Origin of the sequence: Achromobacter deleyi (genome assembly GCF_902859705.1) — a bacterium.
GTDB lineage: Bacteria > Pseudomonadota > Gammaproteobacteria > Burkholderiales > Burkholderiaceae_B > Achromobacter > Achromobacter deleyi.
Genome location: NZ_CADIJO010000021.1, coordinates 22,922 through 49,515 on the forward strand (window position 1 = coordinate 22,922; position 26,594 = coordinate 49,515).

At 65.3% G+C, this 26,594-nt stretch carries 33 protein-coding genes, 1 tRNA gene and 1 pseudogene; 3 read left to right on the forward strand and 32 right to left on the reverse strand.

Annotation, left to right across the window (positions count from 1 at the left end; translation table 11 throughout):
• Window positions 1-59: 59 nt before the first annotated feature.
• Window positions 60-1,448 (forward strand): GntP family permease, encoded by a 1,389-nt coding sequence (locus HV798_RS24160; RefSeq protein ID WP_175193323.1) that lies wholly within the window; start codon window positions 60-62, stop codon window positions 1,446-1,448.
• Window positions 1,449-1,521: 73 nt separating this feature from the next.
• On the opposite strand, the gene HV798_RS24165 is transcribed toward HV798_RS24160, so the two are convergent.
• The 8 genes from HV798_RS24165 to petA all read right to left on the reverse strand — a co-directional run bounded on the left by HV798_RS24165 (window position 1,522) and on the right by petA (window position 7,021).
• Window positions 1,522-1,728, reverse strand: a complete 207-nt coding sequence (locus HV798_RS24165; protein ID WP_081821730.1) for a sulfatase — start codon at window positions 1,726-1,728, stop codon at window positions 1,522-1,524.
• Window positions 1,729-2,487, reverse strand: coding sequence for a GAF domain-containing protein (locus HV798_RS24170; RefSeq protein WP_232786604.1), 759 nt, complete (start codon window positions 2,485-2,487; stop codon window positions 1,729-1,731). It abuts the gene before it with no gap.
• A 191-nt stretch (window positions 2,488-2,678) separates the two neighbouring features.
• A tRNA-Thr gene (locus tag HV798_RS24175) sits at window positions 2,679-2,754 on the reverse strand.
• Between the two features lie 67 nt (window positions 2,755-2,821).
• On the reverse strand, window positions 2,822-3,265 hold the full coding sequence (locus tag HV798_RS24180; protein WP_025139953.1) for a ClpXP protease specificity-enhancing factor: 444 nt from the start codon (window positions 3,263-3,265) through the stop codon (window positions 2,822-2,824).
• A gap of 12 nt (window positions 3,266-3,277) precedes the next feature.
• On the reverse strand, window positions 3,278-3,889 hold the full coding sequence (locus HV798_RS24185; protein ID WP_006388039.1) for a glutathione S-transferase N-terminal domain-containing protein: 612 nt from the start codon (window positions 3,887-3,889) through the stop codon (window positions 3,278-3,280).
• Between the two features lie 151 nt (window positions 3,890-4,040).
• The gene (locus tag HV798_RS24190; RefSeq protein ID WP_175193322.1) at window positions 4,041-4,892 is read right to left on the reverse strand and encodes a cytochrome c1; all 852 of its coding nucleotides are present in this window, start codon (window positions 4,890-4,892) and stop codon (window positions 4,041-4,043) included.
• Window positions 4,893-4,916: 24 nt separating this feature from the next.
• The gene (locus HV798_RS24195) at window positions 4,917-6,305 is read right to left on the reverse strand and encodes a cytochrome b (RefSeq protein ID WP_025139951.1); all 1,389 of its coding nucleotides are present in this window, start codon (window positions 6,303-6,305) and stop codon (window positions 4,917-4,919) included.
• Between the two features lie 74 nt (window positions 6,306-6,379).
• Window positions 6,380-7,021, reverse strand: coding sequence for a ubiquinol-cytochrome c reductase iron-sulfur subunit (gene petA / locus HV798_RS24200; RefSeq protein WP_175193321.1), 642 nt, complete (start codon window positions 7,019-7,021; stop codon window positions 6,380-6,382).
• Window positions 7,022-7,161: 140 nt separating this feature from the next.
• On the opposite strand from petA, the gene mscL reads away from it, so the two are divergent.
• Window positions 7,162-7,611, forward strand: coding sequence for a large conductance mechanosensitive channel protein MscL (mscL, locus tag HV798_RS24205; protein WP_025139949.1), 450 nt, complete (start codon window positions 7,162-7,164; stop codon window positions 7,609-7,611).
• Between the two features lie 306 nt (window positions 7,612-7,917).
• Here mscL and HV798_RS24210 read toward each other — a convergent pair whose 3' ends face one another.
• Window positions 7,918-8,694, reverse strand: coding sequence for a Nif3-like dinuclear metal center hexameric protein (locus HV798_RS24210; RefSeq protein WP_175193320.1), 777 nt, complete (start codon window positions 8,692-8,694; stop codon window positions 7,918-7,920).
• Window positions 8,695-8,713: 19 nt separating this feature from the next.
• On the opposite strand from HV798_RS24210, the gene HV798_RS24215 reads away from it, so the two are divergent.
• The gene (locus HV798_RS24215; RefSeq protein WP_175193319.1) at window positions 8,714-9,868 is read left to right on the forward strand and encodes a trypsin-like peptidase domain-containing protein; all 1,155 of its coding nucleotides are present in this window, start codon (window positions 8,714-8,716) and stop codon (window positions 9,866-9,868) included.
• 120 nt (window positions 9,869-9,988) lie between these two features.
• Here HV798_RS24215 and HV798_RS24220 read toward each other — a convergent pair whose 3' ends face one another.
• The 23 genes and pseudogenes from HV798_RS24220 to HV798_RS24330 form a co-directional block, all read right to left on the reverse strand.
• A complete protein-coding gene (locus HV798_RS24220; RefSeq protein WP_175193318.1) occupies window positions 9,989-10,426 on the reverse strand; it encodes a helix-turn-helix domain-containing protein in 438 nt (145 codons plus the stop codon).
• Between the two features lie 136 nt (window positions 10,427-10,562).
• Window positions 10,563-11,354: a twin-arginine translocase subunit TatC gene (gene tatC, locus HV798_RS24225; RefSeq protein WP_175193317.1), complete on the reverse strand. Its 792-nt coding sequence runs from the start codon at window positions 11,352-11,354 to the stop codon at window positions 10,563-10,565.
• Between the two features lie 215 nt (window positions 11,355-11,569).
• A pseudogene (tatB, locus tag HV798_RS24230) lies at window positions 11,570-12,046 on the reverse strand (Sec-independent protein translocase protein TatB); the annotation flags it as partial.
• Between the two features lie 72 nt (window positions 12,047-12,118).
• On the reverse strand, window positions 12,119-12,346 hold the full coding sequence (gene tatA, locus HV798_RS24235; protein WP_006388049.1) for a Sec-independent protein translocase subunit TatA: 228 nt from the start codon (window positions 12,344-12,346) through the stop codon (window positions 12,119-12,121).
• Between the two features lie 14 nt (window positions 12,347-12,360).
• Window positions 12,361-12,729 (reverse strand): histidine triad nucleotide-binding protein, encoded by a 369-nt coding sequence (locus tag HV798_RS24240; RefSeq protein WP_025139942.1) that lies wholly within the window; start codon window positions 12,727-12,729, stop codon window positions 12,361-12,363.
• A 16-nt stretch (window positions 12,730-12,745) separates the two neighbouring features.
• Window positions 12,746-13,096 (reverse strand): phosphoribosyl-ATP diphosphatase, encoded by a 351-nt coding sequence (locus HV798_RS24245; protein WP_025139941.1) that lies wholly within the window; start codon window positions 13,094-13,096, stop codon window positions 12,746-12,748.
• Window positions 13,093-13,497 (reverse strand): phosphoribosyl-AMP cyclohydrolase, encoded by a 405-nt coding sequence (gene hisI / locus HV798_RS24250; RefSeq protein ID WP_025139940.1) that lies wholly within the window; start codon window positions 13,495-13,497, stop codon window positions 13,093-13,095. Before hisI ends, HV798_RS24245 begins: the two co-directional genes overlap by 4 nt.
• Window positions 13,498-13,499: 2 nt before the next feature.
• On the reverse strand, window positions 13,500-14,318 hold the full coding sequence (gene hisF, locus HV798_RS24255; protein ID WP_025139939.1) for an imidazole glycerol phosphate synthase subunit HisF: 819 nt from the start codon (window positions 14,316-14,318) through the stop codon (window positions 13,500-13,502).
• A complete protein-coding gene (gene hisA, locus HV798_RS24260) occupies window positions 14,315-15,055 on the reverse strand; it encodes a 1-(5-phosphoribosyl)-5-[(5-phosphoribosylamino)methylideneamino]imidazole-4-carboxamide isomerase (protein ID WP_025139938.1) in 741 nt (246 codons plus the stop codon). Before hisA ends, hisF begins: the two co-directional genes overlap by 4 nt.
• Window positions 15,056-15,111: 56 nt before the next feature.
• Complete coding sequence (locus HV798_RS24265; protein WP_175193315.1) at window positions 15,112-15,810, reverse strand: imidazole glycerol phosphate synthase subunit HisH; 699 nt, start codon at window positions 15,808-15,810, stop codon at window positions 15,112-15,114.
• Window positions 15,811-15,847: 37 nt separating this feature from the next.
• Window positions 15,848-16,435 (reverse strand): imidazoleglycerol-phosphate dehydratase HisB, encoded by a 588-nt coding sequence (gene hisB / locus HV798_RS24270; RefSeq protein ID WP_025139936.1) that lies wholly within the window; start codon window positions 16,433-16,435, stop codon window positions 15,848-15,850.
• Between the two features lie 12 nt (window positions 16,436-16,447).
• Window positions 16,448-17,539: a histidinol-phosphate transaminase gene (gene hisC / locus HV798_RS24275; RefSeq protein WP_175193314.1), complete on the reverse strand. Its 1,092-nt coding sequence runs from the start codon at window positions 17,537-17,539 to the stop codon at window positions 16,448-16,450.
• A complete protein-coding gene (gene hisD / locus HV798_RS24280; RefSeq protein WP_175193313.1) occupies window positions 17,536-18,840 on the reverse strand; it encodes a histidinol dehydrogenase in 1,305 nt (434 codons plus the stop codon). Before hisD ends, hisC begins: the two co-directional genes overlap by 4 nt.
• A 55-nt stretch (window positions 18,841-18,895) precedes the next feature.
• On the reverse strand, window positions 18,896-19,570 hold the full coding sequence (gene hisG, locus HV798_RS24285; protein WP_025139933.1) for an ATP phosphoribosyltransferase: 675 nt from the start codon (window positions 19,568-19,570) through the stop codon (window positions 18,896-18,898).
• Entirely contained in the window at window positions 19,567-20,835 is a 1,269-nt protein-coding gene (gene murA / locus HV798_RS24290; RefSeq protein ID WP_175193312.1) for a UDP-N-acetylglucosamine 1-carboxyvinyltransferase, read from the reverse strand. The genes hisG and murA overlap by 4 nt, the downstream gene beginning before the upstream one ends.
• Before the next feature lie 2 nt (window positions 20,836-20,837).
• Window positions 20,838-21,083 (reverse strand): BolA family protein, encoded by a 246-nt coding sequence (locus HV798_RS24295; protein ID WP_025139931.1) that lies wholly within the window; start codon window positions 21,081-21,083, stop codon window positions 20,838-20,840.
• Between the two features lie 5 nt (window positions 21,084-21,088).
• Window positions 21,089-21,901, reverse strand: coding sequence for an ABC transporter permease (locus tag HV798_RS24300; RefSeq protein WP_006392336.1), 813 nt, complete (start codon window positions 21,899-21,901; stop codon window positions 21,089-21,091).
• Window positions 21,898-22,701, reverse strand: a complete 804-nt coding sequence (locus tag HV798_RS24305) for an ABC transporter ATP-binding protein (protein ID WP_175193311.1) — start codon at window positions 22,699-22,701, stop codon at window positions 21,898-21,900. Before HV798_RS24305 ends, HV798_RS24300 begins: the two co-directional genes overlap by 4 nt.
• 173 nt (window positions 22,702-22,874) lie before the next feature.
• Entirely contained in the window at window positions 22,875-23,504 is a 630-nt protein-coding gene (locus HV798_RS24310; RefSeq protein ID WP_175193310.1) for an MlaC/ttg2D family ABC transporter substrate-binding protein, read from the reverse strand.
• Between the two features lie 37 nt (window positions 23,505-23,541).
• On the reverse strand, window positions 23,542-24,351 hold the full coding sequence (locus tag HV798_RS24315; protein ID WP_175193309.1) for an MlaA family lipoprotein: 810 nt from the start codon (window positions 24,349-24,351) through the stop codon (window positions 23,542-23,544).
• A gap of 84 nt (window positions 24,352-24,435) precedes the next feature.
• On the reverse strand, window positions 24,436-24,936 hold the full coding sequence (gene mlaD / locus HV798_RS24320; protein ID WP_025139927.1) for an outer membrane lipid asymmetry maintenance protein MlaD: 501 nt from the start codon (window positions 24,934-24,936) through the stop codon (window positions 24,436-24,438).
• Between the two features lie 12 nt (window positions 24,937-24,948).
• Complete coding sequence (gene mlaE / locus HV798_RS24325) at window positions 24,949-25,737, reverse strand: lipid asymmetry maintenance ABC transporter permease subunit MlaE (RefSeq protein ID WP_025139926.1); 789 nt, start codon at window positions 25,735-25,737, stop codon at window positions 24,949-24,951.
• Window positions 25,734-26,570 (reverse strand): ABC transporter ATP-binding protein, encoded by an 837-nt coding sequence (locus HV798_RS24330; RefSeq protein ID WP_025139925.1) that lies wholly within the window; start codon window positions 26,568-26,570, stop codon window positions 25,734-25,736. The genes mlaE and HV798_RS24330 overlap by 4 nt, the downstream gene beginning before the upstream one ends.
• Window positions 26,571-26,594 lie beyond the last annotated feature (24 nt).

The window sequence follows — 26,594 nt, forward strand, 5'->3', positions numbered from 1 at the left end:
ATCCCTTATCATGGCACCCAGAAGGTTCGCGACCTCTCTCGTTTTTTCTGGGTTTATCCATGTCTTCGTTCGACATTCAATTGCTGCTCACCGCCCTGGTGAGCGTTCTGGTGCTGGTCGCTCTCATCGTTTCGCGCATCCGCATGCATCCGCTGCTGGCGCTGCTGATCGTTTCCCTGGGCGTGGGTTTTGCCACCGGCATGGAACCCACCGCCATCGTCAAAAGCCTCACCGATGGCGCCGGCAAGACGCTGGGCGCAGTAGGCGTGGTGATCGCGCTGGGCGCCATGCTGGGCAAGATCCTGGCCGATTCCGGCACCACTGAACGCCTGGCCAACGCCATCCTGGCCCGTACCTCGGTCCGCCTGATTCCCTGGGCCATGACGCTGGTGGCTTTTGTCATCGGCATTCCCATGTTCTTCGAAGTGGGCCTGGTGGTGATGCTGCCGCTGATCTTCAGCGTGGCGCGCAAGCTCGAAAGCCAGGAACGCTTCAAGGGCTCGGCCTACGTCTATGTGGGCGTGCCCGTCATTTCGGCCCTGGCGGCCATGCATGGCATGGTGCCGCCCCATCCCGGCCCCCTGACCGCCATCGCCAGCCTGAAGACCACGGTCGGCCCCACCATGATCTACGGCTTCATTGCCGCACTGCCCGCCATGATCCTGGGCGGCCCCCTGTACGGCGCCTTCATCGCGCCGCGCATGACCACCCGCCCCGATGACGCCCTGCTCGAGCAGTTCACCGCCACCCAGGATGCCGCCAATGGCCGCGCCCAGGCCAGCGTGGGCCTGGGCGTGCTGGCGGCCCTGCTGCCGGCGCTGTTGATGCTGGTGCATGCGGTGGCCGAGATGCTGCTGCCCAAGGGCTCGGGCCTGCTGCACGCGGCTGCCTTCCTGGGCAACCCGCTGGTCGCCATGCTGCTGGGCGTGCTGTTCGCCATGGCCACCCTGGCCCTGCCGCGCGGCGGTGATGCCGAAAAACTGCGCGGCGCACTGGGCCAGAGCCTCAAGCCCATCGCCGGCATCATGCTGATCATCGCCGGCGGCGGCGCGTTCCAGCAGGTGCTGACCAGCGCCAAGGTCGGCGACGCCATCGTGCACCTGACCCAGCAGTTTGCCTTCCCGCCGCTGATCCTGGGCTGGCTGATCGCCATGCTGCTGTCGGTGTCCACCGGTTCCGCCACGGTCGGCATCGTCGGCGCCGCGGGCCTGTTGGCCCCGCTGGCGGGCGCCGACCCCAACCTGAACCTGCCCCTGTTGGCGCTGTCGATCGGCTGCGGCTCGCTGTTCTTCAACTACGCCAATCACGCGGGTTTCTGGATGGTCAAGGAATCCTTCGGCATGACCATGGGCGAAGCCACCAAGACCATTTCGGTGGTGCAGTCCATCGTCTCGGTCGTGGGCCTGATCATGGTGCTGCTGTTCAATATGCTGCCAGCGCTGGGGTGATGCCCCTGCTGGTATGAAATGCAAAAGGCCCAACCAAACGGTTGGGCCTTTTGCTTGCCGCCGAATTTGGGACTCAGGCGGGGGCCAATTTTTTCAAGGGCGACGGTGGACCGGCATCTTCGTGCGCGCCCTGCCTGATTCCTGCGCTTCCGCTGGTAATGGCACGTACGCCCACGTCGGTAAGCGTCAGTTCACGTACCTTGATGACTGCACCCGGTTTCGAAATGAGCTTGGACTCTTTGACGAACGCCTCGGACGGCTTTCTGATGGCAGTGTTCATTCAATACCTCTGGGTGACAAAGTGGCTGATGGCTTTGGTGCCTGCACCAACAATTTCCACGACATCGTTGCGTTCAAATAGCGACCGGTCACTTGAGTCCAAGTAGATCACGCCGATGGGGTGCTGTCCAGATCGGTCCAGGACAGGTACGGCCATTGCGGAGTAGCGCCCCGGCCCCAGTTTTCGTGCTTCTGCCTCCGTGTAGCCCCACTCTTGCACTAATTCGTTGCGCAGTTGCTCTTCAGTTCCGTGTTGACTGGACATCACCAAGGGCTTCTTGCTGCGAATGGCTCTGCCCGTTATGCCCGTATGGATTGAAAACGTTCGTCCGACTCCTTCACCCCCCGAGCCTGCGTAGTTGATGATCTGTTCAATCTGTTGAGGGTCATGGATGGGAGGAACAACTCGATGAAAGGTCGCACGGATATCGGCGCCACAGCCTCGTTTGTCGCACCATTCCGAAAGCATGGTGTGCACGGTGGATACTGCAGCGTATAGCCCCTCGTGGACGACATCTGGGCCTTCTTTCTGGTCCTCAGCGCGGGCCGTCGCAACGCGTACGATTGTCGCGATTGCGAGCCATATGCATGCAGCGGTGGCGAAACCGAATATCCATGGATCGAACGTGGGTTCACGCCAACTCTTGATCGCGGCGGAACCTGCCACGATGATTGGAGGGCCATTGAATAAAACTTCTCTAGGCGATTTCTTTTGCCAGAAGCGCTTTCGCTGTGCTCCTGGAAGATGATTTGCATTCATGCAGCGGAGCCTCGCCAAGCCTGAGAGTAGGCTTGATTGTAGCGTCGTGCTCCCCGGCAAAAGAGGGGCGAACTTGCCGAAACGAGTAAGTCAGACAAGGTCCGTGTTGAATTCTTATCGACCAAAAAAAACCGCGCAGCCTTGGCTGACGCGGAATTTCAAGCGGTTGTTACCGCTGGCCAGATTTGAATTGGTGCCGGTGAAAGGAATCGAACCCTCGACCTTCTCATTACAAGTGAGCTGCTCTACCAACTGAGCTACACCGGCGTGGCGTGCCGGGGCACGCGCAGGGACCGCATTGTAATTAAAAAACGCGACCCCTGCGTGGCGCTCGCTATTTGACGATCGTCAGGCGCGGACGCTTGGGTTCGTCGTCGCCGCCGTCGTCGTCAGGGGCGGCATCCGCGTCGGCTTCGGGCGTGGCGGTGTCGGACGCGTTCTGCGTGCCCGGCGCCGGCGGTTCGTAGGGCTGCACTTCGAAGCCCATGCCTGCGCCGGTTTCGCGCGCGTAGATGGCGCTGACAGCGCCCACCGGCACGTAGACGTTTTCGGTCACGCCGCTGAAGCGGGCCTGGAATTCGATGAATTCATTGCCCAGCACCAGGCGGTTCGTGGCCAGCGTGCCGACGTTCAGAGTGATCTGTCCGTCGCGCACGTGGGCGACGGGCACCATCGTGTGCTCGTCGACCTGCACGGTGATGTACGGCGTGTAGCCGTTATCGGTGCACCATTCGTGCAGCGCGCGGATCAGGTACGGTTTGGTCGAAGTTTCACCCATCACGCAACAACCTTAGCGACGCATCACTTTTTCCGAAGGCGTCAGCGCTTCGATGTAGGCCGGACGCGAGAAGATGCGTTCGGCGTACTTTTGCAGCGGCGCTGCGTTCTTGGGCAGTTCGATGCCGTAGTGGTCCAGGCGCCACAGCAGCGGGGCCACGGCCACGTCGAGCATGGAGAATTCCTCGCCCAGCATGTACTTGTTCTTGAGCAGCATGGGGGCCAGCTGGGCCAGGCGGTCGCGGATGTTCTGGCGGGCGTTGGCCAGCTTCTTCTCGTCCGGCTTGGCGCTGCGGTCTTCCAGCGTCGAGACGTGAACGAACAGTTCTTTCTCGAAGTTGTACAGGAAGAGGCGCGTGCGGGCGCGCATGACCGGGTCGGCGGGCATGAGCTGCGGGTGCGGGAAGCGTTCGTCGATGTACTCGTTGATGATGTTCGACTCGTACAGGACCAGGTCACGCTCGACCAGAATGGGCACTTGACCGTACGGGTTCATCACCGAGATGTCTTCGGGCTTGTTGTACAGGTCGATGTCGCGGATCTCGAAATCCATGCCCTTTTCGAACAACACGAAGCGGCAGCGTTGCGAAAACGGACACGTGGTTCCGGAATAGAGCACCATCATGGCGGTAAGTCCTTTATGAAAAACGAAAGGCCAGCGCCTTAATCTAGCAGGCGCTGGCCCCGATTGCCAGGCGGGGATAGGCGTACAGCCCTATCCGCCGCTTCCGGCTCCGATATTGGGGACGGAAGTTGTGCCTGGCGGGGCGTTGCGGTTAGCGCACGTGTTTCCAGTAAGAGGCGTTCAAACGCCACATCACCAGGAAAAACAACAGCAGGAACAACATGACACCGACGCCGAGCTTGACGCGGAAAGTCTGGACGGGCTCGGCCATCCAGGACATGAACGCGGTCAGGTCAGCGACGTCGTTGTCGTATGTTGCGACTTGGGCCGGGTTGGCGGCCTTAAATTTGGCATCGAAGGTGGCATGGCCGTGGTATTTGTCTACCGGTTCGGCCTTGACCGTGGAAAAACCTTGAGCATCGTACACCGTCGTGACCCGTTCCCAGGTTTTCGGGGCGCCTTCCTTGCCCTCGACCTCGTGCATGGCCACGGTGGTCAGCTCGCGCGGACCCTGCCGTTCCCAGAGGGCGTGGGGCATGCCCACCGACGGAAACACCAGGTTGTTCCAGCCCGTGGCGCGTGACGTGTCGCGGTAGAACGTGCGCAGGTAGGTGTAGATGTAGTCGGAACCCGAGGGGCCGGCGTTGACGGATTTGGCACGGGCGATCACGGACAGGTCCGGGGGCGTCGTGCCAAACCACTTCTTGGCGTCCTTGGGCGTCATGGCGATATTCATCATATCGCCCACCTTTTCGCCGGTGAACAGCAGGCTTTCCTTGATTTGCTGGTCGGTCAGCCCGATGTCCTTGAGCTTGTTGTAGCGCATCGATGACGCGCTATGGCAGTTCAGACAGTAGTTGACGAACAGCTTGGCGCCGTTTTGCAGCGACGCGACGTCGTTGACGCGGTAAGGCGCCTTGTCCAGCGGAAAGCCGCCTTCAGCGGCGTAAGTGGCGGTACACGTGAGCATCAAGGCCACGGCACCAATCAGCTTCTTGATCATGGTTAGTCCGTTATTCTCGTGGGCTCAGTGGGCGTGGAACGTGACGCGGTCGGGCACTTTCTTGAAGGTGCCCAGGCGGCTCCAGACCGGCATCAGGAAGAAGAATGCCAGGTATAGCAGCGTGCCGATCTGCGACGTGATGTTCAACGGCGGACTGGGCGGCTGCGTACCGATGTAGCCGAGCACCAGGAAGTTGACCATGAAGATGCCGTAGATCCACTTGTGCCAGGTGGGGCGGTAGCGGATCGACTTGACCGGCGAGTGGTCCAGCCACGGCAGGAAGAACAGGATGACCACGGTGCCGCCCATGGCGACCACGCCCCAGAACTTGGCATCGATGGCGCGCAGCAGCACGGCGACGATGATCAGGATCGCGGGGATGGCGATGCGCATGAAGCCCTTCAGGTTGCTCTTGACGAGCAGCGCGATGGCGCCCAGCACCGAAGCGCCGGCCAGGACCCACGTGAATTCATCGGTGGTGGCGCGCAGCATCGAGTAGAACGGCGTGAAATACCAGACCGGGGCGATGTGCGGCGGCGTCTTCAGCGAGTCAGCAGGGATGAAGTTGTTGAACTCGAGGAAGTACCCGCCCATTTCCGGCGCGAAGAACACGATGAAGGCAAAGACGAGCAGGAACCCCGCAACGCCGACCAGGTCGTGCACCGTGTAGAACGGGTGGAACGGGATACCGTCTTTGGGCCGGCCGTATTTGTCTTTCGGGCCTTCCTTGATCTCGATGCCGTCCGGGTTGTTCGAGCCGACTTCGTGCAGCGCCACCAGGTGAGCGGCCACCAGGCCCACCAGCACCAGCGGAATGGCGATGACGTGGAAGGCAAAGAAGCGGTTCAGCGTGGCGTCGGACACGACGTAGTCGCCGCGGATCCAGATCGACAGCTCGGGGCCGATGAACGGGATGGCTGCGAACAGGTTCACGATCACCTGTGCGCCCCAGTAGGACATCTGGCCCCACGGCAGGAGGTAGCCGAAGAAGGCTTCGGCCATCAGACAGAGGAAGATCGCGACGCCGAAGATCCACACCAGTTCACGCGGCTTGCGGTACGAACCGTAGAGCAGCCCGCGCAGCATGTGCAGGTAGACGACGACGAAGAACATCGACGCGCCGGTGGAATGCATGTAGCGCACGAGCCAGCCCCACGGGACTTCGCGCATGATGTATTCGACGGATTGGAACGCGCGTTCGGCGTCCGGCTTGTAATGCATGACCAGGAAAATGCCGGTCACGATCTGCAGCACCAGCACCAGTAGTGCCAGCGAGCCAAAGAAATACCAGAAGTTGAAGTTCTTCGGTGCGTAGTACTCGGACAGATGGGCTTTCCAGGTGGAAGTCACCGGGAAGCGCCGGTCCAGCCAGCCCAACAGGCCTGTCGTCTCGACGGTTTTCTCGCCAGCCATGTAACGGCTCCTTCTCTAATACGTGGCGTATTTGTTTTACTTACGTAATTCGGGAAAAAAGCGCGACGCGAGCGTCAGGCCTTGTTGTCTTCATCAACGCCCACGATGATGCGGGTGTCGGTGAGATACTGGTACGGCGGAACTTCGAGATTATCGGGAGCAGGCTTGTTCTTGTAGACCCGGCCAGCCAGGTCGAACGTGGAGCCGTGGCACGGACAGAGGAATCCGCCTTGCCATGAGGCGCCCATGCCGCCACCGCCACCTGTCTCGAAGTGCGCGGTGGGCGAGCAGCCCAGATGAGTACAGATACCGACACAGACGAAGATTTCGGGCTTGCGCGACCGGCCTTCGTTTTCGGCGTATTTGGGGGTGAACCCGGCGCGTTTGGAGTCAGGGTCCGCCAGAAGGGCGTCCTGAGTCTTGAGGCCGGCGAGTTGCTCGGGAGAGCGGTGGATGATCCAGACAGGTTTTCCGCGCCATTCCACCGTTTTCATTGTGCCGACGGGAATGTCGCCGATGTCGACTTCGACAGGGGCTCCGGCGGCGCGGGCTTTTTCGGAGGGGGAAAACGTGCTTACTAGGGGTATTGCCGTTGCGACACCTGCTACGCCACCCACAGCACAGGCGGTGGTAACCCAGAAACGTCGCGAAGGATCAGGTGGCAGGTTGGGATCAACCGCACCGTCATCGTCATGCACCAGCGTATCCTGACTCATCTTCCTATCCTTGTTGATGCGCCCGCTCTACGAGTAGCATCACTTCTGCGGCATCGGGTTCGCGGGAATGTGTAACAACATAGCAACCGCGTATTATAGCGCCAGCCCACTGGCGGGCGTATCACGAATGGAGTGCTTTTATGAGCAAAGCGACTGGTTTCGTCAAAGAATTCCGAGATTTCGCTGTTAAAGGTAATGCGGTTGACTTGGCGGTCGGTGTGATCATCGGCGCAGCATTCGGCAGGATTGTCGATTCGCTGGTCAAGGACATCGTCATGCCATTGGTCAATTTCGTGCTTGGCGGGTCTGTCGATTTCTCGAACAAGTTCCTGGTGCTGTCGATGCCTGCGGGATACAACGGGCCGATGACTTATGCGGATCTGACGAAGGCGGGCGCGAACGTGTTCGCCTGGGGCAATTTCGTCACGATCATCATCAACTTCGTGTTGCTGGCGTTTGTGATTTTCTGGATGGTGAAGGCGATCTACAAGGCTCGCACCAAGGCCGAGGAAGCGCCGGCCGCGCCGGCTGCGACGCCCGAGGATGTGGCGCTGCTGCGCGAGATCCGGGATCTGCTCAAGCGGCCGTAAAGACAAGGCGCCCTTCGGGGCGCTTTCTTTTTGTGGTTGCAGGGTGTGTTTGCTGGTGGCGGCGCTGTGCTTCGTGGGCCGCCCCGGGCTACAGACGTCGGATTTTGCAGACCGTCAGACCGAGGATTGCGTGCGGGATTTGCGGGGCCCGCCGATTGCGGCCGCGCGGGCGGCCAGCAATCGGCTTACGCGCTTGTGGGGCGTTGTGGCGGTGGGCGCTGCGCGCTGGCGTTGGGCTGCGAAATCGGACCAGTTCTGTTGCTTGCGTGGTCTTGCGCGTGTGAGCGTTCTGCCGCCCCGCTCCCTTTACACCGGGTTATCCAGGTCGACAAAGTCGACCTGGATGCCGAAGCGGTCGGCGACGGCTTGGCCCAGGGCCTGGACGCCGTAGCGTTCGGTGGCGTGGTGGCCGGCGCCGATGAAGGCGACGCCGGTTTCCTGGGCGAGGTGGAAGGTGGATTCCGAGGCTTCGCCGGTGATGTAGGCGGTGGCGCCGGCGTCGATGGCGTCGGCGAGCATGCCTTGGGCGCCGCCGGTGCACCAGGCGATGCGGGCCAGGGGCTGGTCGGGCTTGCCGACGATGAGGGGCTGGCGGCCCAGGCGTTGCTGGACGCGGGCGGCGAGGTCGCCCAGGGTGGGCAGGTCGGGGGCGGTGCCCAGCCAGACGAGGTTGTCGGCGCCACAGGTGCGGGGCGTGCCGTCGTCGCGGCGTTCGGGGGCAAGGCCCAGGATGCGTGCGAGTTGGGCGTTGTTGCCCAGCGTAGGGTGGGCGTCCAGGGGCAGGTGGTAGGCGTAGAGGTTCAGGTCGTTTTTCAGGGCCAGGGCCATACGGGTGCGGCGGGTGCCGATGACGCGGCGGTCTTCGTTGCGCCACATCCAGCCGTGGTGGACGAGCACGGCGTCGGCGCCGCGTTCGACGGCGATGCGCAGCAGGGCTTCGCTGGCGGTGACACCGGTGATAATGTGTCCGACTTCGGAACGGCCTTCCACCTGCAGCCCGTTGGGGCAGTAGTCCTTGAAACGGGCGGCTTGCAGGGTGTCGTCCAGCCAGTTGGCCAGGACGTGGGAGTCCACTTTACTCATTGCTAGTCCTATCAGAAACATGCGCCGATATTGGCTGATATTCGCTCAGGCCGTCACGGTCTGCCTGGGTATTCTATTCGTGGTGACCACTTTGCGGCCCGATCTGCTGCGGTTGGGCGGGCCGGCGGTCGCGCCGCCCGCGCCTCAGCAGGCGGTGAGTGCGCGGCCGTTGGCGGGGGCGGTGTCATATGCGGACGGGGTGGCGCGCGCTGCACCGTCGGTGGTGAATGTGTACACGACCAAGCACGTGAATGTGCCGTTGGTGCCGCTGCCGGACGATCCGATCCTGCGCCAGTTGTTCGGGCAGGTGCCGGGGGTGAGCCGGCGCCAGCCGAGCACCAGTCTGGGGTCGGGGGTGGTGGTGAACCACGACGGTTTCGTGCTGACGAACTATCACGTGGTGCAGGCGGCGGACGCGATCGAGGTGGCGTTGGCCGACGGACGCAAGGATACGGCGAAGGTGGTGGGCGCCGATCCGGATACGGATCTGGCGGTGCTGAAGCTGGCGACGCTGCGCAATCTGCCGGCGGCAACGCTGGCGCCGGATCGCGGCCTGCGGGTGGGCGATGTGGTGCTGGCGATCGGCAATCCGTTTGGCGTGGGGCAGACGACGACGCAGGGCATCGTGTCGGCGTTGGGGCGCAACGGGCTGGGCCTGAACACGTACGAGAATTTCATCCAGACGGACGCGGCGATCAACCCGGGCAATTCGGGCGGTGCGCTGGTGGATGCGCAGGGCAATCTGGTGGGCATCAATACGGCGATCTATTCGGAATCGGGCGGATCGCTGGGCATCGGCTTTGCCACGCCGATCGATATCGCACGCAAGGTGATGGACGAGATCGTCAAGACAGGCGGCGTGAAGCGCGGCTGGCTGGGCGTGGAGCCGCAAGACCTGACGGCGGAACTGGCGCGGGCGTTCCAGATGGATGCGAACGCGCGCGGGGTGATCATCGCGGGTGTGATGCGTGACGGTCCGGCCGCCAAGGGCGGGCTGCGGGTGGGCGACATCGTGCAGACGGTGAACGGCAAGCCGATGACGGATACGTCGGGGCTCTTGGCCGAAATTGCGCAGTTGCCGCCGGGGCAGCGCGCCACGCTGGGCGTGCTGCGCGGCGGCAAGGCGACCGATGTGGCGGTGGTGGTGGGCACGCGCCCTGGGCTGCCGCGCTAGCGGGCGCGAGTGGCAAGCGCAGGCCGGACGTTGAGCTTGGCGCTTTTGATCTGAGGTGGCCTCTGGCAGGTGGCGCTTGGTTCGGTGGCCGGGCCGTTTGGCGCGGTGCGTCGACCCTGCTCATGACATACCCCGGGTGATACCCGCGCGTCGCAAGGGTCGCTGCGCCTTGGTGGCCCGGTTTGTGCCCGGGTCTTCGAGCATCAGGCGCACGACTTTCAGTATTTTCCTTTGGGTGGTTTCTGGCTGACGGCGCAGCAGCGCGCAGATTTCGCTGCAGCAGCCATCGGTCAGTGCGACACCGGCCGCCGCATCAGGCGCGGCCGGCGTGGCGCCTGGCACCGCGGGGCTGGCCACGCCGTCGGTCAGCCAGGCCACGTGGGTGCCCAGCGCCTGCGCCAGCCGCAGCAAGGTGCCGCGGGTGGGCGAGTAGCGGTCTTCGCGAGTCAGGATGCGGTGGATGCAGGACTGCGGCACGCCGGACAGGCGCGCCAGCTGGTTCTGGCTTTTGATGCCGCGACGCCGCATCAGGGCGCGCAGCCGAAGGGCAAGCGACATGGTTGCAATGTAGGATTGCAGCCGGCTTCCAACAAGCGGAAACGGTCCGCTTGTTGAGTCGCTTTGGCAGGAAATGGATGCCGGGGGCGGCCTGCCGAGGGCGCAAGGCCCCCGGTATCGTCGCGATGGCGCCGGCTTAGTGGCGCTCGGTCAGCGAGCCGTCGGCCGGGGCGTCTTCGGCGCCTGGCTTGGGGGTGACCATGCGTGCGCAGATCAACCCGATTTCATACAGCAGGCACAGCGGCACGGCCAGCATGAACTGGCTGACCACGTCGGGTGGCGTGACCACGGCGGCGATGATGAAGGCGCCGACGACCACGTAGCCACGCGCGCTCTTGAGCTTGGACAGCTCGACCACGCCCATGCGCACCAGCAGCACCACGGCCACAGGGACTTCGAAGGTGATGCCGAAGGCCATGAACATCGTCATGACGAAGCTGAGGTAGGCCTCGATGTCAGGCGCCGGCGTGATGGACTGCGGCGCGAAGGTGGCGATGAAGTGGAAGACCGTGCGGAACACCACGAAATAGCAGAACGCCATGCCCGCGATGAACAGCAGCGTGCTGGAGATGATCAGCGGCAGCGCCAGGCGCTTCTCGTGCTTGTACAGGCCGGGCGCGACGAAAGCCCAGGCTTGGTACAGCACCACGGGCAGCGCCACGATGAAGGCAGCCATCATGGTGACCTTGACCGGCACCATGAAGGGCGTGATGACGCCGGTGGCGATCATGCGGGTGCCTTGCGGCAGCGAGGCCAGCATGGGCTGGGCCAGCACGTCGTAGATGGCCGAAGCGCCGGGGTAGATGAACAGGATGATGAACACGACCACCACGGCGCCAACGGCGCGCAGCAGGCGGGTACGCAGTTCGACCAGGTGGGAAATGAAGCTTTCCTGCTGGCCGTCTTCTTGGGAGGCGTCCTGGGTCACGTTGTCGTTCCGGAGGGCGTGGCGGGCTTGGCCGGCGGGGTGTCGCCAGCGGCGGACGAAGTTGCAGCAGGCGCAGCCGCGGCGGGTGATCCCGCGGCGGGCGCGCTGGGCGCCGGGGCGGGCTGGGTCGCGGGCACGGGGGCGGGCGTATCCAGGTCCAGGCTCAGGTTCGGGCTGGGCGGTGCGATGGTGCGCGGCGCGTCGGGGGCGGCAGGCGATCCTGCGGCAGGCGAACCTGCGGCAGGCGAGCCCGCGGCGGGTGCGTCAGCCGTCGCCGTGACGTTGGCCGAGGGCGTCGTGGCGGGTTGGCCGGCCAGCGGTTGCATCAGGGGTTCGGCGGGGGCTGCCGCGGCGTCGGTGCCGGCAGCGGCGGCCGGTTTGCCGCTGGCTTCGCGGGCGACCTCATCGAGCTCGGCGCGGAATTGCTGGACGGGTTCCTGCAACGCGGCGTGGGTATCGTTGAGCGATTGCTTCACGCCTTGGGCGGCGTCTTCCATTTCGTTCTTGAACTTGCGCAGTTCATCCAGCTCGATTTCGCGCTGGATATCGGATTTCACGTCGTTGACGTAACGCTGCGCGCGGCCCAGCAGGTGGCCGACCGTGCGGGCGACCTTGGGCAGGCGTTCGGGGCCGATGACGATCAGCGCGACGACGCCGATCACCATCAGTTCAGTGAGGCTGACATCAAACATTCGACGGCCGCTCGGGAATTGAGGCTATGAGGGCCGGCCGGTTCAGGCCGGGCCCGGGGGGCGAGCAGGCGCTCAGGAGTTGGACTTTTCCTTGGCCTGCACATCGATGGTGTCGCCGGCCACACGTTGCTGCGCGATCGGTTCGGCGGGCTTGTCGCCGTTGGCATCTTTCATGCCTTCCTTGAAGCCCTTGACGGCGCCGCCGAGGTCGGAACCGATGTTGCGCAGTTTCTTGGTGCCGAAAATCAGCGCCACGATGACCAGAACGACCAACCAATGCCAAATGCTAAAGCTACCCATGACGGTTCTCCGTATTACGCGGTGGGGGCCACGCGCCCTTTCCAGGGTCGCGAGCCGCCGATGATGTGGAAATGCAGATGCGGGACTTCCTGGCCGCCTTCGACGCCAGAGTTGATCATGATGCGAAATCCGCCATCAGGGCCCGGACGGCAACCGTTTTCAGCGGCAAGCCGCGGCGCCAATGACATCATTCTACCCAACCAACCTGCGTCCTCACCCGTAATATCCTGCATGGATGTGACATGACGTCGAGGGATGAGCAGCAAATGCACCGGTGCGGCCGGATTGATATCGTGAAATGCAACAAAGTCCTCGTCCTCGTAGACCTTCTTGGACGGGATTTCGCCAGCGGCGATCTTGCAGAAAAGACAGTTGGCGCTCATTTTTGCAGGTTCCGAGTCAGTCTTGGGGACGGCTGGCCTTCTCGGCCAGGCCCGACAGGCCCTCGCGGCGGGCCAGTTCGGCCAGCACGTCGTCGGGGCGCAGGTTGAAGTGCGTCAGCGCGACCAGGCAGTGAAACCACAGGTCGGCGGTTTCGCTGACGATGCGGTCGGGCACGCCGTCCTTGGCGGCCATGACCAGTTCGGTGGCCTCTTCGCCGATCTTCTTGAGAAAGGCGTCAGGGCCCTTGGACAGCAGCTTGGCCGCGTACGATGCCTTGGGATCGCCGCCGTTTTCAGGGCGGCGGGTTTCCAGGGTGTCGGCGATGCGGGCCAGGACGTCGTGGGCGCTAAGGGGCGTATCGGTCATTTGTAGATCAGTTCGGGGTCTTTCAGCACCGGGTCGACGGTAACCCAGGCAGCCTGGTCGGTCTGCCCTTCCAGGCGGCGGTAGAAGCAGCTGGCGCGGCCGGTGTGGCAGGCGATGCCGCCTTCCTGGTGAACCTTGAGCAGCACCACATCGCCGTCGCAGTCCAGGCGCAATTCATGCACTTGCTGCACGTGGCCCGATTCTTCGCCCTTGCGCCACAGGCGCTGGCGTGAACGCGACCAGTACACCGCGCGGCCGGTGGCGGCGGTTTCGGCGAGCGATTCGCGGTTCATCCAGGCGACCATCATGATCTGGCCGTTGTCCGCATCTTGCGCGATGGCGGGGATCAGGCCGTTTTCGTCGAAGACGACGTCGGCCATCCAGCTGGGTTCGTTGCTCATTTCTATAACCTCACTTCAATGCCTTGCTCGGCCATGAAGCGCTTGCATTCGCCGACCGTGTGCTGGCCGAAGTGGAAAATGCTGGCGGCCAGCACGGCGCTGGCCCGGCCGGTGGTGACGCCGTCGGCCAGGTGTTGCAGGTTGCCGACGCCGCCGGAGGCGATGACGGGCACCGGCACGGCGTCCGAGACGGTGCGGGTCAGTTCCAGGTCGAAGCCCGACTTGGTGCCGTCGCGGTCCATGCTGGTGAGCAGGATTTCACCGGCGCCGTAGGCGGCCATGCGGCGAGCCCAGGCCACGGCGTCCAGCCCGGTGGCCTTGCGGCCGCCATGGGTGAAGACTTCCCAGCGCGGGGCTTCGCCCGGGGCGGATACCCGGCGTGCGTCGATGGCGACCACCACGCATTGCGAGCCGTGGTAATCGGACGCGGCGCGCACCAGGTCCGGGTTGGCCACGGCGGCGCTGTTGATGCTGATCTTGTCGGCGCCGGCATTGAGCAGGCGCTGGATATCGGACACCTGGCGCACGCCGCCGCCGACGGTCAGCGGTATGAAGACCTGCGAGGCCACCTGCTCGATGATGGGCAGGATCAGGTCGCGGCCGTCGCTGGTGGCGGTGATGTCCAGGAACGTGAGTTCGTCGGCGCCCTGCTCGTTGTAGCGGCGGGCGATCTCGACGGGGTCGCCCGCATCGAGCAGGTTGACGAAATTGACACCCTTGACGACCCGGCCGGCGGTGACGTCAAGGCAAGGGATGATGCGGCGGGTCAGCGCGCTCTGGGCGGGCGCGCCGGCCTCGGGGGACCTGCTGGGAGTGGTCATTTTGCCAATTCGTCGGCGCGGGCCTGGGCCGCTTGGAAGTCGAGCGTGCCTTCGTAGATGCTGCGGCCCAGGATGGCGCCTTCGACGCCCTCTTCCTCGACGGCGCACAGCGCTTCGATGTCCTGGATGCCGGCGATGCCGCCCGAGGCGTACACGGGAATGCGCACGTGCTGCGCCAGGCGCACGGTGGCTTCGACGTTCACGCCCGACAGCATGCCGTCACGGCCGATGTCGGTGTAGATGATGGCTTCGCAGCCGTAGTCTTCGAACTTCTTGGCCAGGTCGAGCACGTCGTGGCGGGTCAGCTTGCTCCAGCCGTCGGTGGCGATCTTGCCGTCGCGGGCGTCCAGGCCGACGATGATCTGGCCCGGGAAGGCGCCGCAGGCGTCCTGCAGGAAGCCCGGGTTCTTGACCGCGGCGGTGCCGATGATGACGTACGAGATGCCGGCGTCGAGGTAGCGCTCGATGGTGTCGAGATCGCGGATGCCGCCGCCGATCTGGACGGGGATGTCGTCGCCGACAGCGTCCAGGATGGCCTTGATGGGCGCTTCGTTCTTGGGCTTGCCGGCGACGGCGCCGTTCAGGTCGACCAGATGCAGGCGGCGGGCGCCTTGCTCGAGCCAGCGGGTGGCCATGGAAGCGGGGTCTTCGGAGAACACCGTTGCATCGTCCAGGTCGCCCTGGCGCAGACGCACGCAGCGTCCGTCTTTGAGATCGATGGCGGGGATCAGCAGCATGGTGGGCAGCGGGAAAATATAGGTTGAATGGTCTGGAGCGCGTGGGCCGAAGCGGCCTACGGCTGCCAGTCTACAAAATTGCGATACAGGCGCAAACCGTGCTCGGCGCTCTTTTCCGGGTGGAACTGCACCGCGAAAATGTTAGCTGCCGCCACCGCGCAGGTAAAGGCAACGCCGTAATCGGTTTCACCGACGGTCAGGCCTGCATCGACCGGGTCGGCGTAATAACTGTGGACGAAATAGAAATGCGTGTCGTCCGGAATGCCGTCCCAGATAGGGTGAGAGCGTGTCTGGCGGACTTTGTTCCATCCCATGTGCGGGACTTTCAGGCGTTCGGGGCGGCCGTCGACCAGGCCCGCGGCGCCGGTGTCGGCCAGGCAGGCTTCGTCGTCGGCCGGAACCGGGTCGGCAAAGCGCGGGCCCGAGAAGCGGCGCACCACGCCGGGGAACAGCCCCAGGCAGGACGTGCCGCCCTCTTCGCTGGCGTCGAACAGCATCTGTTCGCCGACGCAGACGCCCAGCAGCGGCTTGCTGCGCGCGGCTTTGACGACCGCTTCGCGCAGGCCGGATTCATTCAGGGTGCGCATGCAGTCCGCCATGGCGCCCTGCCCGGGAAAGACGACGCGGTCGGCCGCGTCGATGTCCTGGGGCTGGCTGCAGATGCGGATGTCCGCGTCGGGGGCGGCGTACTTGAGCGCGCGCGCGACGGAGTGGAAGTTGCCCATTCCGTAGTCGACGATGGCGATAGTGGTCACTTCGATTTACCTGGTGCGTGGCGGGAGGTCGCGGCGGTTACAGCACGCCCTTGGTGGAGGGCACGACGTCGCCCATGCGGGGGTCGACTTCGACGGCCATGCGCAGCGCGCGGCCACAGGCCTTGAAGACCGTTTCGCACTGGTGGTGCGCGTTGGTGCCGCGCAGGTTGTCGATGTGCAGCGTGATCAGGGCGTGGTTGACCAGGCCCTGGAAGAATTCGCGGGTCAGGTCGACGTCGAAGGCGCCGATGTGCGAACGCGTGAAGGGGATGTGATATTCCAGGCCGGGGCGGCCGGAGAAGTCGACCACCACGCGCGACAGCGCTTCGTCCAGCGGCACGTAGGCGTGGCCGTAGCGGCGCAGGCCGGCCTTGGTACCCACCGCCTTGGCGATGGCCATGCCCAGGGTGATGCCCACGTCTTCCACCGTGTGATGCGCATCGATGTGCAGGTCGCCCTCGGCCTTGATGTCGAGGTCGATCAGGCCGTGGCGTGCGATCTGGTCCAGCATGTGGTCCAGGAAGGGCACGCCCGTGTCGATCGTCTGCTTGCCGGTGCCATCGAGGTTGATGGCCACGCGGATGCGGGTTTCGTTGGTGTTGCGGGTGATCTCTGCGGTACGCATGTCAGAACTCGATTAGGCACTCAGGATGTCTTGCAGTGCCGATAGCAAAGCGGCGTTCTCGGCCGGGGTGCCCACCGAGATGCGGAGGCAGTCGGCCAGGAGCGGATGGGCGTTGGAGAAGTTACGAACCAATATTTTGCGCGTTTTCAGGGCAAGATGCACGGCGTTGCCGTCCAGCTTGCCGGAAAAGCGGGCGAGTACGAAGTTAGCGGCGGAAGGGAATACCCTGACGCCCGGCAATGCGGCCAGGGCGGCGGCCAGCGGTTCGCGGTCGGCGCGCAGGCGGGCGGCCTGTTCGTCCAGCACCGGCTTGTGGCGCAGCACGGTCAGCACCGCGGCCTGGGTCAGCACATCCAGGTTGTACGGCGGGCGCACCTTGTTGAGCTGGGCGATCCAGTCGGGGTGGCCGGCCAGGTAGCCAAAGCGCAGGCCCGCCAGGCCGATCTTGGACACGGTGCGCATCACCACCACGTTGGGCGCGGCCAGCACCTGGGGCATCCAGCTGCGGTCGGTGAAGGGCTGGTAGGCCTCGTCCACCACCACCAGGCCGGGCGCCGCGGCGATGATGGCGGCGATGTCCGCGTCGGACCAGGCGCCACCGGTGGGGTTGTTGGGCACGGCCAGGAACACCACCTTGGGCTGGTGCTCACGAATGGCGGCCAGCATGGCGGAAATATCCAGGGACAGATCGCTGTTCAACGGCACGCCGACGAAGCGGGCGTGATCGAAGCGGGCCGCCATGTCGAAATAGACGAACGACGGCCAGGGCGACAGCACGACGTCACCCGGGCTGCAGCAGGCCTGCACCGCGATGTGGATGAGCTCGTCCGAGCCGTTGCCGAACAGCACGTCGGCGTCGGCTGGCACGCCGAACGCCGTCTTGACCGCCTGCTGCAGCTCGGACAGATCGGCGGCCGGATAGCGGTTCAGCGGTGTGTCGCGCAGCACGCGTGCCAGGTCGTCGCGAACTGCCTCGGGCAGCTCGTACGGGCATTCCATGGCGTCCAGCTTGATGCAGCCGTCGGCATGCGCCACCGGGTAAGCGGCCAGCGCCAGGATGTCGGGCCGGACCGTGCCGGCGATGCGGCCGGCGACGGCGCTCATGGCTTGTCGATCCGGTACTGGGCGCTGGCGGCGTGGGCCTGCAGGCCTTCGCCCAGCGCCAGCTCGGCCGCGATGCGGCCCAGCGTCTGGGCGCCCTGGTGCGAGACCTGGATCAGGCTGGAGCGTTTCTGGAAGTCGTAGACGCCCAGCGGCGACGAGAAGCGGGCCGTGCGCGAGGTGGGCAGCACGTGGTTCGGGCCGGCGCAGTAGTCGCCCAGGGCTTCCGAGCTGAAACGGCCCATGAAGATCGCACCGGCGTGGCGGATCTTGGCGGTCCAGGTTTCGGGCTGCTCGGTGGAGATTTCCAAGTGCTCGGGGGCGATGTCGTTGGCGATGCGGCAGGCTTCGTCCAGGTCGCGGACCTGGATCAGCGCGCCGCGGTTGGCCAGGCTGACGCGCAGGATGTCGGCGCGCGGCATGGTGGGCAACAGGCGCGCGATGGCGGCTTCGACCTCGGCGATGAAGGCGGCGTCCGGGCACAGCAGGATGGACTGGGCAAGTTCGTCGTGTTCGGCTTGCGAGAACAGGTCCATGGCGATCCAGTCGGCCGGCGTCTTGCCGTCGCAGATGACCAGGATTTCGCTGGGGCCGGCGATCATGTCGATGCCGACCACGCCGAACACGCGGCGCTTGGCGGCGGCCACATAGGCGTTGCCGGGGCCGACGATCTTGTCCACGGCGGGCACGGTGGCGGTGCCGTAGGCCAGCGCGCCCACGGCCTGCGCGCCGCCGATGGCGAACACGCGGTCGACGCCGCCGATGGCGGCCGCGGCCAGCACGATGGGGTTGCGCACGCCGTCGGGCGTGGGCGTGACCATGATCAGTTCTTCGACGCCGGCCACCTTGGCCGGAATGGCGTTCATCAGCACCGACGACGGGTAGGCTGCCTTGCCGCCCGGCACGTACAGGCCGACGCGGTCCAGCGGCGTGACCTGCTGGCCCAGCATCGTGCCTTCGGCATCGGTGTAGGTCCAGGTCTCGGCGCGTTGGCGCTCGTGGTAGCTGCGCACGCGTTCGGCGGCGGCTTCCAGGGCATGGCGCTGGGCCGCGGGCAGTGCGGCCAAGGCAGCATGCCATTCGGCCTTGGGGATTTCGAGCGTGGCCGCCGAGGCGCCGGGCATGCGGTCAAAGCGCTGGGTGTATTCCACCAGCGCCGCGTCGCCGCGGGTGCGCACGTCGGCCAGGATGCCGGCGGCGGCGCGGTCGATGGATTCGTCTTCGGTGGCCTCGAAGGCCAGCAGCTTGGACAGGGCGGATTGGAATCCGGGATCGCGGGAATCGAGACGGTTGATCAGGGCCATGGCGTCATGGTTCAAGCAAAGGAGCGGCCGCCGCGCGGGGCGCGGCGGGCGGAAGTCAGGCGTTGCGGGTGGCGGCTCTTGCGAAGGCGTCCAGCAGCGGCTGCAGGCGGTCGCCGCGGGTCTTCAGGGCCGCCTGGTTGACGATCAGGCGCGATGAGATCGGCATGATGTCTTCGACGGCGACCAGGTCGTTGGCGCGCAGCGTGCCGCCGGTGGAGACCAGGTCCACGATGCAGTCGGCCAAGCCTACCAGCGGCGCCAGTTCCATCGAACCATACAGCTTGATGATGTCGACGTACACACCCTTGGACGCAAAGTGTTCACGGGCTGACTGCACGTACTTGGTGGCCACGCGCAGCCGCGCGCCCTGGTGCACCGCGGCCTGGTAGTCGAAACCGTTGCGCACGGCGACCGCCAGGCGGCACTTGGCGATGTTCAGGTCGATGGGCTGGTACAGGCCGCCGGGCTGTTCGGCGGCATGCTCGATCAGCACGTCCTTGCCGGCGATGCCCAGGTCGGCCGCGCCGTACTGCACGTACGTCGGCACGTCGGAGGCGCGCACGATGATCAGGCGCAGGCCGGGATCGCTGGTGGGCAGGATCAGCTTGCGCGAGCTTTCGGGGTTCTCGGGCACTTCGATGCCGGCTTCCGCCAGCAACGGCATGGTTTCTTCGAAGATTCGCCCCTTGGACAAAGCCAGGGTCAGGGGCGCGAGTTGGGCATTGCTCATGCCGATTCCTTGCCGGTTGCGCGTTGAATGTTGGCGCCCAGGGCGCGCAGCTTGACTTCCATGCGGTCGTAGCCGCGATCCAGGTGATAGATGCGGTCGACCACGGTTTCGCCGTCGGCGGCCAGGCCGGCAATGACCAGGCTGGCCGAAGCCCGCAGGTCGGTCGCCATGACCGTGGCGCCCGACAGGCGCTTGATGCCGCGCACGATGGCGGTATGGCCGTCGATGTCGATGTCGGCGCCCATGCGGCGCAGTTCCTGCACGTGCATGTAGCGGTTTTCGAAGATGTTCTCGACGATGACGCTGGTGCCGTCGGCGACGGTGTTCAGGGTCATCAGCTGGGCCTGCATGTCGGTGGCGAAACCCGGGTACTCGTGGGTGCGGAACCCCACGGCCTTGGGCCGCGTGGACATGGCGCCGCGGATCCAGTCGGGGCCGGTCTCGATGGTCAGGCCGGCCTCGACCAGCTTGTCCAGCGTGGCGCCCAGGATGCCGGCGTCGGCGTTCTTGAGCAGGATGTCGCCACCGGCCGCGCCGACGGCGCACAGGAAGGTGCCGGCTTCGATGCGGTCGGAAATGACGCGGTGCTCGGCGCCGTGCAGGCGCTCGACGCCGTCGATCACGATGCGGTCGGTGCCGTGGCCCTGGATGCGGGCGCCCATCTTGATGAGCAGCTCGGCCAGGTCCACCACCTCGGGCTCGCGGGCGGCGTTTTCCAGCACGGTGCGGCCTTCGGCCAGCACGGCGGCCATCAGCAGGTTCTCGGTGCCGGTGACGGTGACCATGTCGGTGCGGATGGAGGCGCCCTTCAGGCGCTTGGCGCGCGCCACCACGAAGCCGTGCTCGATGCTGATTTCAGCGCCCAGCGCGGCCAGGCCCTTGATGTGCTGGTCTACCGGCCGTTGGCCGATGGTGCAGCCGCCCGGCAGGCTGACGCGGGCTTCGCCAAAGCGCGCCACCAGCGGGCCCAGCACCAGGATGGACGCGCGCATGGTCTTGACCAGGTCGTACGGCGCTTCCAGGTTGTCGACGCGGTCGGCCTGCAGCATGACCATGCCGTCGGAGGCGCGTTCGGCGCGGACGCCCATGCGGCCCAGCAGGCGCAGCATGGTGGCCGTGTCGTTCAGGTGCGGCACGTTGGACAGGGACAGCGGATCGGCCGTCAGCAGCCCGGCGCACAGGATCGGCAGGGCCGAGTTCTTGGCGCCCGAAATGGTGATTTCGCCGCGCAGTTGCGCGCCGCCGGTAATGCGTAGCTTGTCCATGGTCACTTGCCCGCCTGGGTGTACTCGCCAGGGGTCAGCGTGCGCATGGACAGGGCGTGGATCTCGGCTTTCATGCGGTCGCCCAGTGCGGCGTAGACCAGTTGGTGGCGCTGGATCAGGCGCTTGCCTTCGAAAGCGGCGCTGACGATGACCGCGTCGAAATGCGAGCCGTCGCCTTGCACGTCGAGATGTTCACAGGGCAGGCCGTCCGCGATGTATTGGCGGACTTGCGCGGGAGTGGGAAGCATGGACGTCAGTTCCTGAGTTTGTAGCCGCTGGCCAGAAGCCGCAGCGCATAGATCGACAGTGCGAGGAACACCCCCGTCACCACCGCCAGGCTGCGCCAGGGGGAGACGTCCGACACCGAGAAGAATCCGTAGCGGAAACCGTCGATGGTGTAGAAAATGGGGTTCCAGTGGGACACGCCCTGCCAGAAGGCGGGGAGCGTATGGATGGAATAGAACACGCCGGACAGGAAGGTGGCCGGCATGATCAGGAAGTTCTGGAAGGCGGCGAGCTGGTCGAATTTCTCGGACCACAGGCCGGCGATCAGGCCCAGCACGCCCATGATGCCGCAGGCCAGCACGGCAAACACCAGCAGCCACAGCGGGTTGGCGGGCACCAGCGACACGAAGAACAGCGCCACCACCCACACGCACAGGCCCACGGCCAGGCCGCGCACCACGGCCGCCAGCACGTAGGCGGCGAAGATGTCGCGGTGCGACAGCGGCGGCAGCAGCATGAATACCAGGTTGCCGGTGATGCGGCTCTGGATCAGCGACGAGGACGGGTTGGCGAAGGCGTTCTGCAGCATGCTCATCATCATGAGCCCGGGGATCAGGAACGCGGTGTAGGGCACGCTGCCGTACACCATGACGCGCCCTTCCAGCACGTGGGCGAACACCAGCAGGTACAGCAGCGCCGTGATGACGGGCGCGGCGATGGTCTGGAAGCTGACCTTCCAGAAGCGCAGCAATTCCTTGCGCAACAGGGTCGGAAAGCCCGACCCCGCATCCAGGCGGGGTTGCACCAGCGGCTGGCTGGCGTTGGCGGCGGGCTGCGTCATTGGGGCATCTCTTCGGGTTGCGGGGCGGGCTTGTCGTCCTGGTGCATGATGCGCACGAAGGCGTCTTCGAGGTCGACGCCGCCGACGCGCGCCAGCAGCGCCTGGGTGGTGTCCAGCGCCACGATGCGGCCACCCTTGAGCATGGCGATGCGGCCGCACAGGGCTTCCGCTTCTTCCAGGTAGTGGGTGGTGAGCATGATGGTGTGGCCGGCCTTGTTCAGGCGCGAGATGAATTCCCACAGCGTGCGGCGCAGATCGACGTCCACGCCCGCCGTGGGCTCGTCCAGCACGATCACGGGCGGGCGGTGCACCAGCGCCTGCGCCACCAGCACGCGGCGTTTCATGCCGCCGGACAGCGCCCGCATGTTCGAATTGGCCTTGTCGGCCAGGCCGAGATTGAAGAGGATTTCGTCGATCCAGTCGTCGTTCTTGCGCAGGCCGAAATAGCCCGACTGGATGCGCAGCGTTTCGCGCACCGTGAAGAACGGGTCGTAGACCAGCTCTTGCGGCACCACGCCCAGGGCCCGCCGTGCCGACTTGTAGTCGGCCACGACGTCGTAACCACAGACGGTAGCGCGGCCGGCGCTGGCGTGCGCCAATCCGGCCAGGATGGAAATCAGGGTGGTCTTGCCCGCGCCGTTGGGGCCGAGCAGGCCGAAGAACTCGCCGTGCTCGATGTTCAGGCTGACGTTGTCGAGCGCTTGGAAGCCGGCCCCAGGCGCGCGGCCGGTGAGCTTGCCCCAGCCGCTACGGCGCGGCGAGTAGATTTTGGAGACGTTCTCTAGACTAACGGCAGACATGACGGCGGGGAGGTTGCCCGGAAAAGAGCGAATTGATCATTATATAAGCGGCCCGCCTTGCGGCACGCTGATAGCCCCGGCGACCGTAGGGCATGGGCCGTAATGTGTCCCCAAAATAACAGGCCCGGCGGGCCGCAAGGGCGCGCCGGGCCGGCAGGCAACCGGACAGGACCTTACTGGTTGCGCTGGTTCAGGGCCTGGATCAGGCCGTCGATGCCGTTCTGGTTGATCTGCTGGGCGAACTGGTTGCGGTAGTTCTCGATCAGCCAGATGCCTTCGACGTTCATGTCGTAGATCTTCCAGCCCTGGGGCGTTTTTTCCAGGCGGTAGTCCACGCCGGTGGGCTGGCCGTTGGCCTGGCTGATGAGCGTGCGCACGACCACGTCGTCGGCCTTGGCGTCGCCGCGGAACGGCAGCGACGTGACCTTGGTGCTGGAGGTGACGCGGGTCAGCGCGCCGCTGTAGGTGCGCACCAGCGTGCCGCGGAAGGCATCGGCCAGGGCCTTTTTCTGGGCATCGCTGGCCTGGCGCCAGTAGCGGCCAGCGGCCAGGCGCGTGGTCTTCTGGAAGTTGACGTACGGCAGGATGTGCTCGTTGACGACCTGGTTGATGCGGGCGGTATTGCCCGCCTTGATCGCGCCGTCGGCCTTCAGGACGTCCAGGGCTTCATTGGCCACGCCCAGCACGAACTGGTCGGGCGCACCGTTGGCGTCGGGTTGCGCCTGCACGGCGGCGGATGCCGCCAGGCCCAGCAGGCCGGCCAAGGCCAGGCGCTGGAGCAGGGAAAAGAAAGAAAACCGCATGGAAACTCCTTGCTGTACTGAAACGCAATCCAACAGCTTACTTGGTTGCGGGCATCGGTGCAGGCGCGGCGGCGCCCTTGTCCTTGGTGGCGGGGGCGTCGCCCTCGTCGTCTTCGTAGTTGGGCAGGCTGGATTCGTCGTCCACACGCTGGCCGTTGACCATGGCGGCACGGCGTTGCAGGTAGGCGTCGCGAATGAAGCTGTACGGGTCGAGCGCGACGCGGTCGATGGTGTCGGTGGCGCTGAGCAGGCTGGCGCGCGTGTCGACCACTTCCAGGCCCCACAGCGAGTTGCGCAGCGGCACGTTGTCGATGGCGCTCACGCCCATGTAGCCGTACTGGCGGCCTTGCCAGTCGCCGATCAGGCCGACGCCGTCGCGCACGCTGGACGAGCCGAAGAACGGCAGCACCAGGTACGGGCCCTGGCCCAGGCCCCACACGCCCAGCGTGGTGCCGAAGTCGTTCGGGATCTTGCGGGCGCCGTTGGCCGAGGCGACGTCGAAGCAGCCGCCCACGCCCATGGTGGTGTTGAACAGGAAGCGGCCCAGCGTGTTGACGAAGTCGTGGCCACGGCCCTGCAGGAAGCTGTTGGTGCCCGACCAGAGGTCGCCGACGTTGCTGAAGATGTTGTGGACACAGCTGCGCACCGGCTGCGGCGTGACATAGGTGTAGGCCTGTGCGACCGGCTTGAAGACGGCGCGGTCGACGGTGTCGTTGAACTTGTAGACACCGCGGTTGAAGCCTTCCCAGGGGTCGCGCGGGTCCGGATGCTGCGGGGCGGCGCAACCCGCCATCAGCGCGCCGGCGGCGGCCACGGTGGCGATACGGGAAAGAGCTTTCGTGTTCATGATCAGGGCATCCCTATCAGCAGAGTTCTATTCTTATTGCAGCGCATGCCTCGCGCGGCGATAGCCGCACGCGACGGATGGTCTTTAATTCGGGGCTTTCGCTTCAGGGGCGGCGGCCGCGTTCGAGCCTTCTTTCTCGGCCGAGCCGTACAGGAACTTGCTGATCAGCTGTTCCAGCACGACGGCGCTTTGGGTATAGCGGATTTTTCCGCCATCGGCAAAGTTGTCTTCTTCGCTGCCCGGGGTCAAGCCCAGGTACTGTTCGCCCAGCAGGCCGGACGTGAGGATGGCCGCGGACGAGTCCTTGGGGAACTGGTAGGCCGTTTCCAGGTTGATCGCCACGACGGCCTGGAAGGTCTTGTCGTCGAAGGAAATCTTGGCGATGCGGCCGACCACCACGCCCGCGCTTTTCACGGGCGCACGGACCTTGAGGCCGCCTACGTTATCGAAATTGGCCGTGAGCGTATAGGTGGGAGCAAAAGAAAAGGTGCTCAAGTTGCCGGCGCGCAACGCCAGGAACGCCAGCGCGGCCGCGCCCAGCAATACGAACAGGCCTACCCAGAAGTCGGTTTTTTCGCGTGACATGATCGATCCGTATCAGTTTCCAAACATCAAGGCAGTAAGCAGGAAGTCCAGCCCCAGCACCGCCAGCGAGCCCACCACGACCGTGCGGGTGGTGGCGCGGGCGACGCCTTCGGGAGTGGGTTTGGCCTGCCAGCCTTCGTAAAGCGCAACCAGCGTCACCGTGACGCCGAACACCAGGCTTTTGAGGACGCCGTTCAGGACGTCGTTCCAGACATCGACGCCGCCCTGCATCTGCGACCAGAAGGCGCCTGCGTCAACGCCAATCATCAGGACGCCCACGACCCAGCCGCCCAGGATGCCGACCATGGAAAACACGGCGGCCAGGATCGGCATGGCGATGATGCCGCCCCACAGGCGCGGCACCAGGACGCGCCGCACGGGGTCGACCGCCATGACTTCCATCGCGGACAGTTGTTCGCCGGCCTTCATCAGGCCGATTTCAGCGGTGAGCGAGGTGCCGGCCCGGCCGGCGAACAGCAGCGCCGTGACCACGGGGCCCAGCTCGCGCACCAGCGACAGCGCGACCAGCAGGCCCAGAGATTCCGAGGCGCCGTAGCGGTTCAGCGTGTAGTAGCCCTGCAGGCCCAGCACGAAACCCACGAACATGCCGGACACGGCAATGATCAGCAGCGAGTAGTTGCCGATGAAATGGACCTGTTGCGACACCAGCCGGGGGCGCGACAGCGCGATGCCGCTGCGCGCCAGCATGGCGCCGAAGAAACGGGTGAAGCCGCCGATGCCGGTGATGCGGTTGCGCAGCCAGCCGCCCAGCGCGCCGATGGCGTTGTTCGATGCGTTCATGCGCGGCGCCCTTGTTGTTGCGACAGCCATTTCTGGAAAGCCGGCGTCTCGGGGTACTGGAACGCGACCGGGCCGTCGGGTTCGCCTTTCAGGAATTGCTGCACGTAGGGGTCTTGCGAGGCCGACAGGCTCTCGGGGCTGCCGGCGGCCTTGAGTTCGCCCTGCCCCACCAGGTAGACCTGGTCGGCGATGGCGAAGGATTCGTGCACGTCGTGGGTGATCAGCACCGAGGCGCAGCCCAGGCGGTCGGCCAGGCTGCGGATCAGGCGGGCAGTGATGCCCAGAGAGATCGGGTCCAGGCCGGCGAAGGGCTCGTCGTACAGGATGAGTTCGGGTTCGAGCACCACCGCGCGGGCCAGCGCCACTCGGCGGGCCATGCCGCCGGACACCTCGGCCACCTTCAGGTGGGCCGCGGCGCGCAGGCCCACGGCATCGAGCTTGTCCAGCACGCGTTCGGTGATGTCGGATTCGGTCAACCGCGTGTGCTCGCGTAGCGGAAACGCCACGTTTTCGAAGACATTCAGGTCGGTGAACAGCGCGCCCTGCTGGAACAGCACCCCCATGCGCTTGCGCAGGGCTTGCAGTTCGGCGGGCGTGGCGCGGGCGATGTCCTGGCCGAAAGCCAGCACCGTGCCTTCCTTGGCGACGAGCTGGCCGGTGGCGGCCCGCAGCAGGGTCGTCTTGCCGGAACCGGAGCCGCCCATGATGGCGACCACCTGGCCCGGGCGCGCTTCCATGGAAATGTCGCGCAGGACGGTGAAATCACCGTAGCCGAGCGCCACGCCTTGCAGGTGCAGGGCAAATTCCGGGGGGCTGCTGGTTTGAGCGGGCATGGGCAACGAACGGGTGTTTCGGTG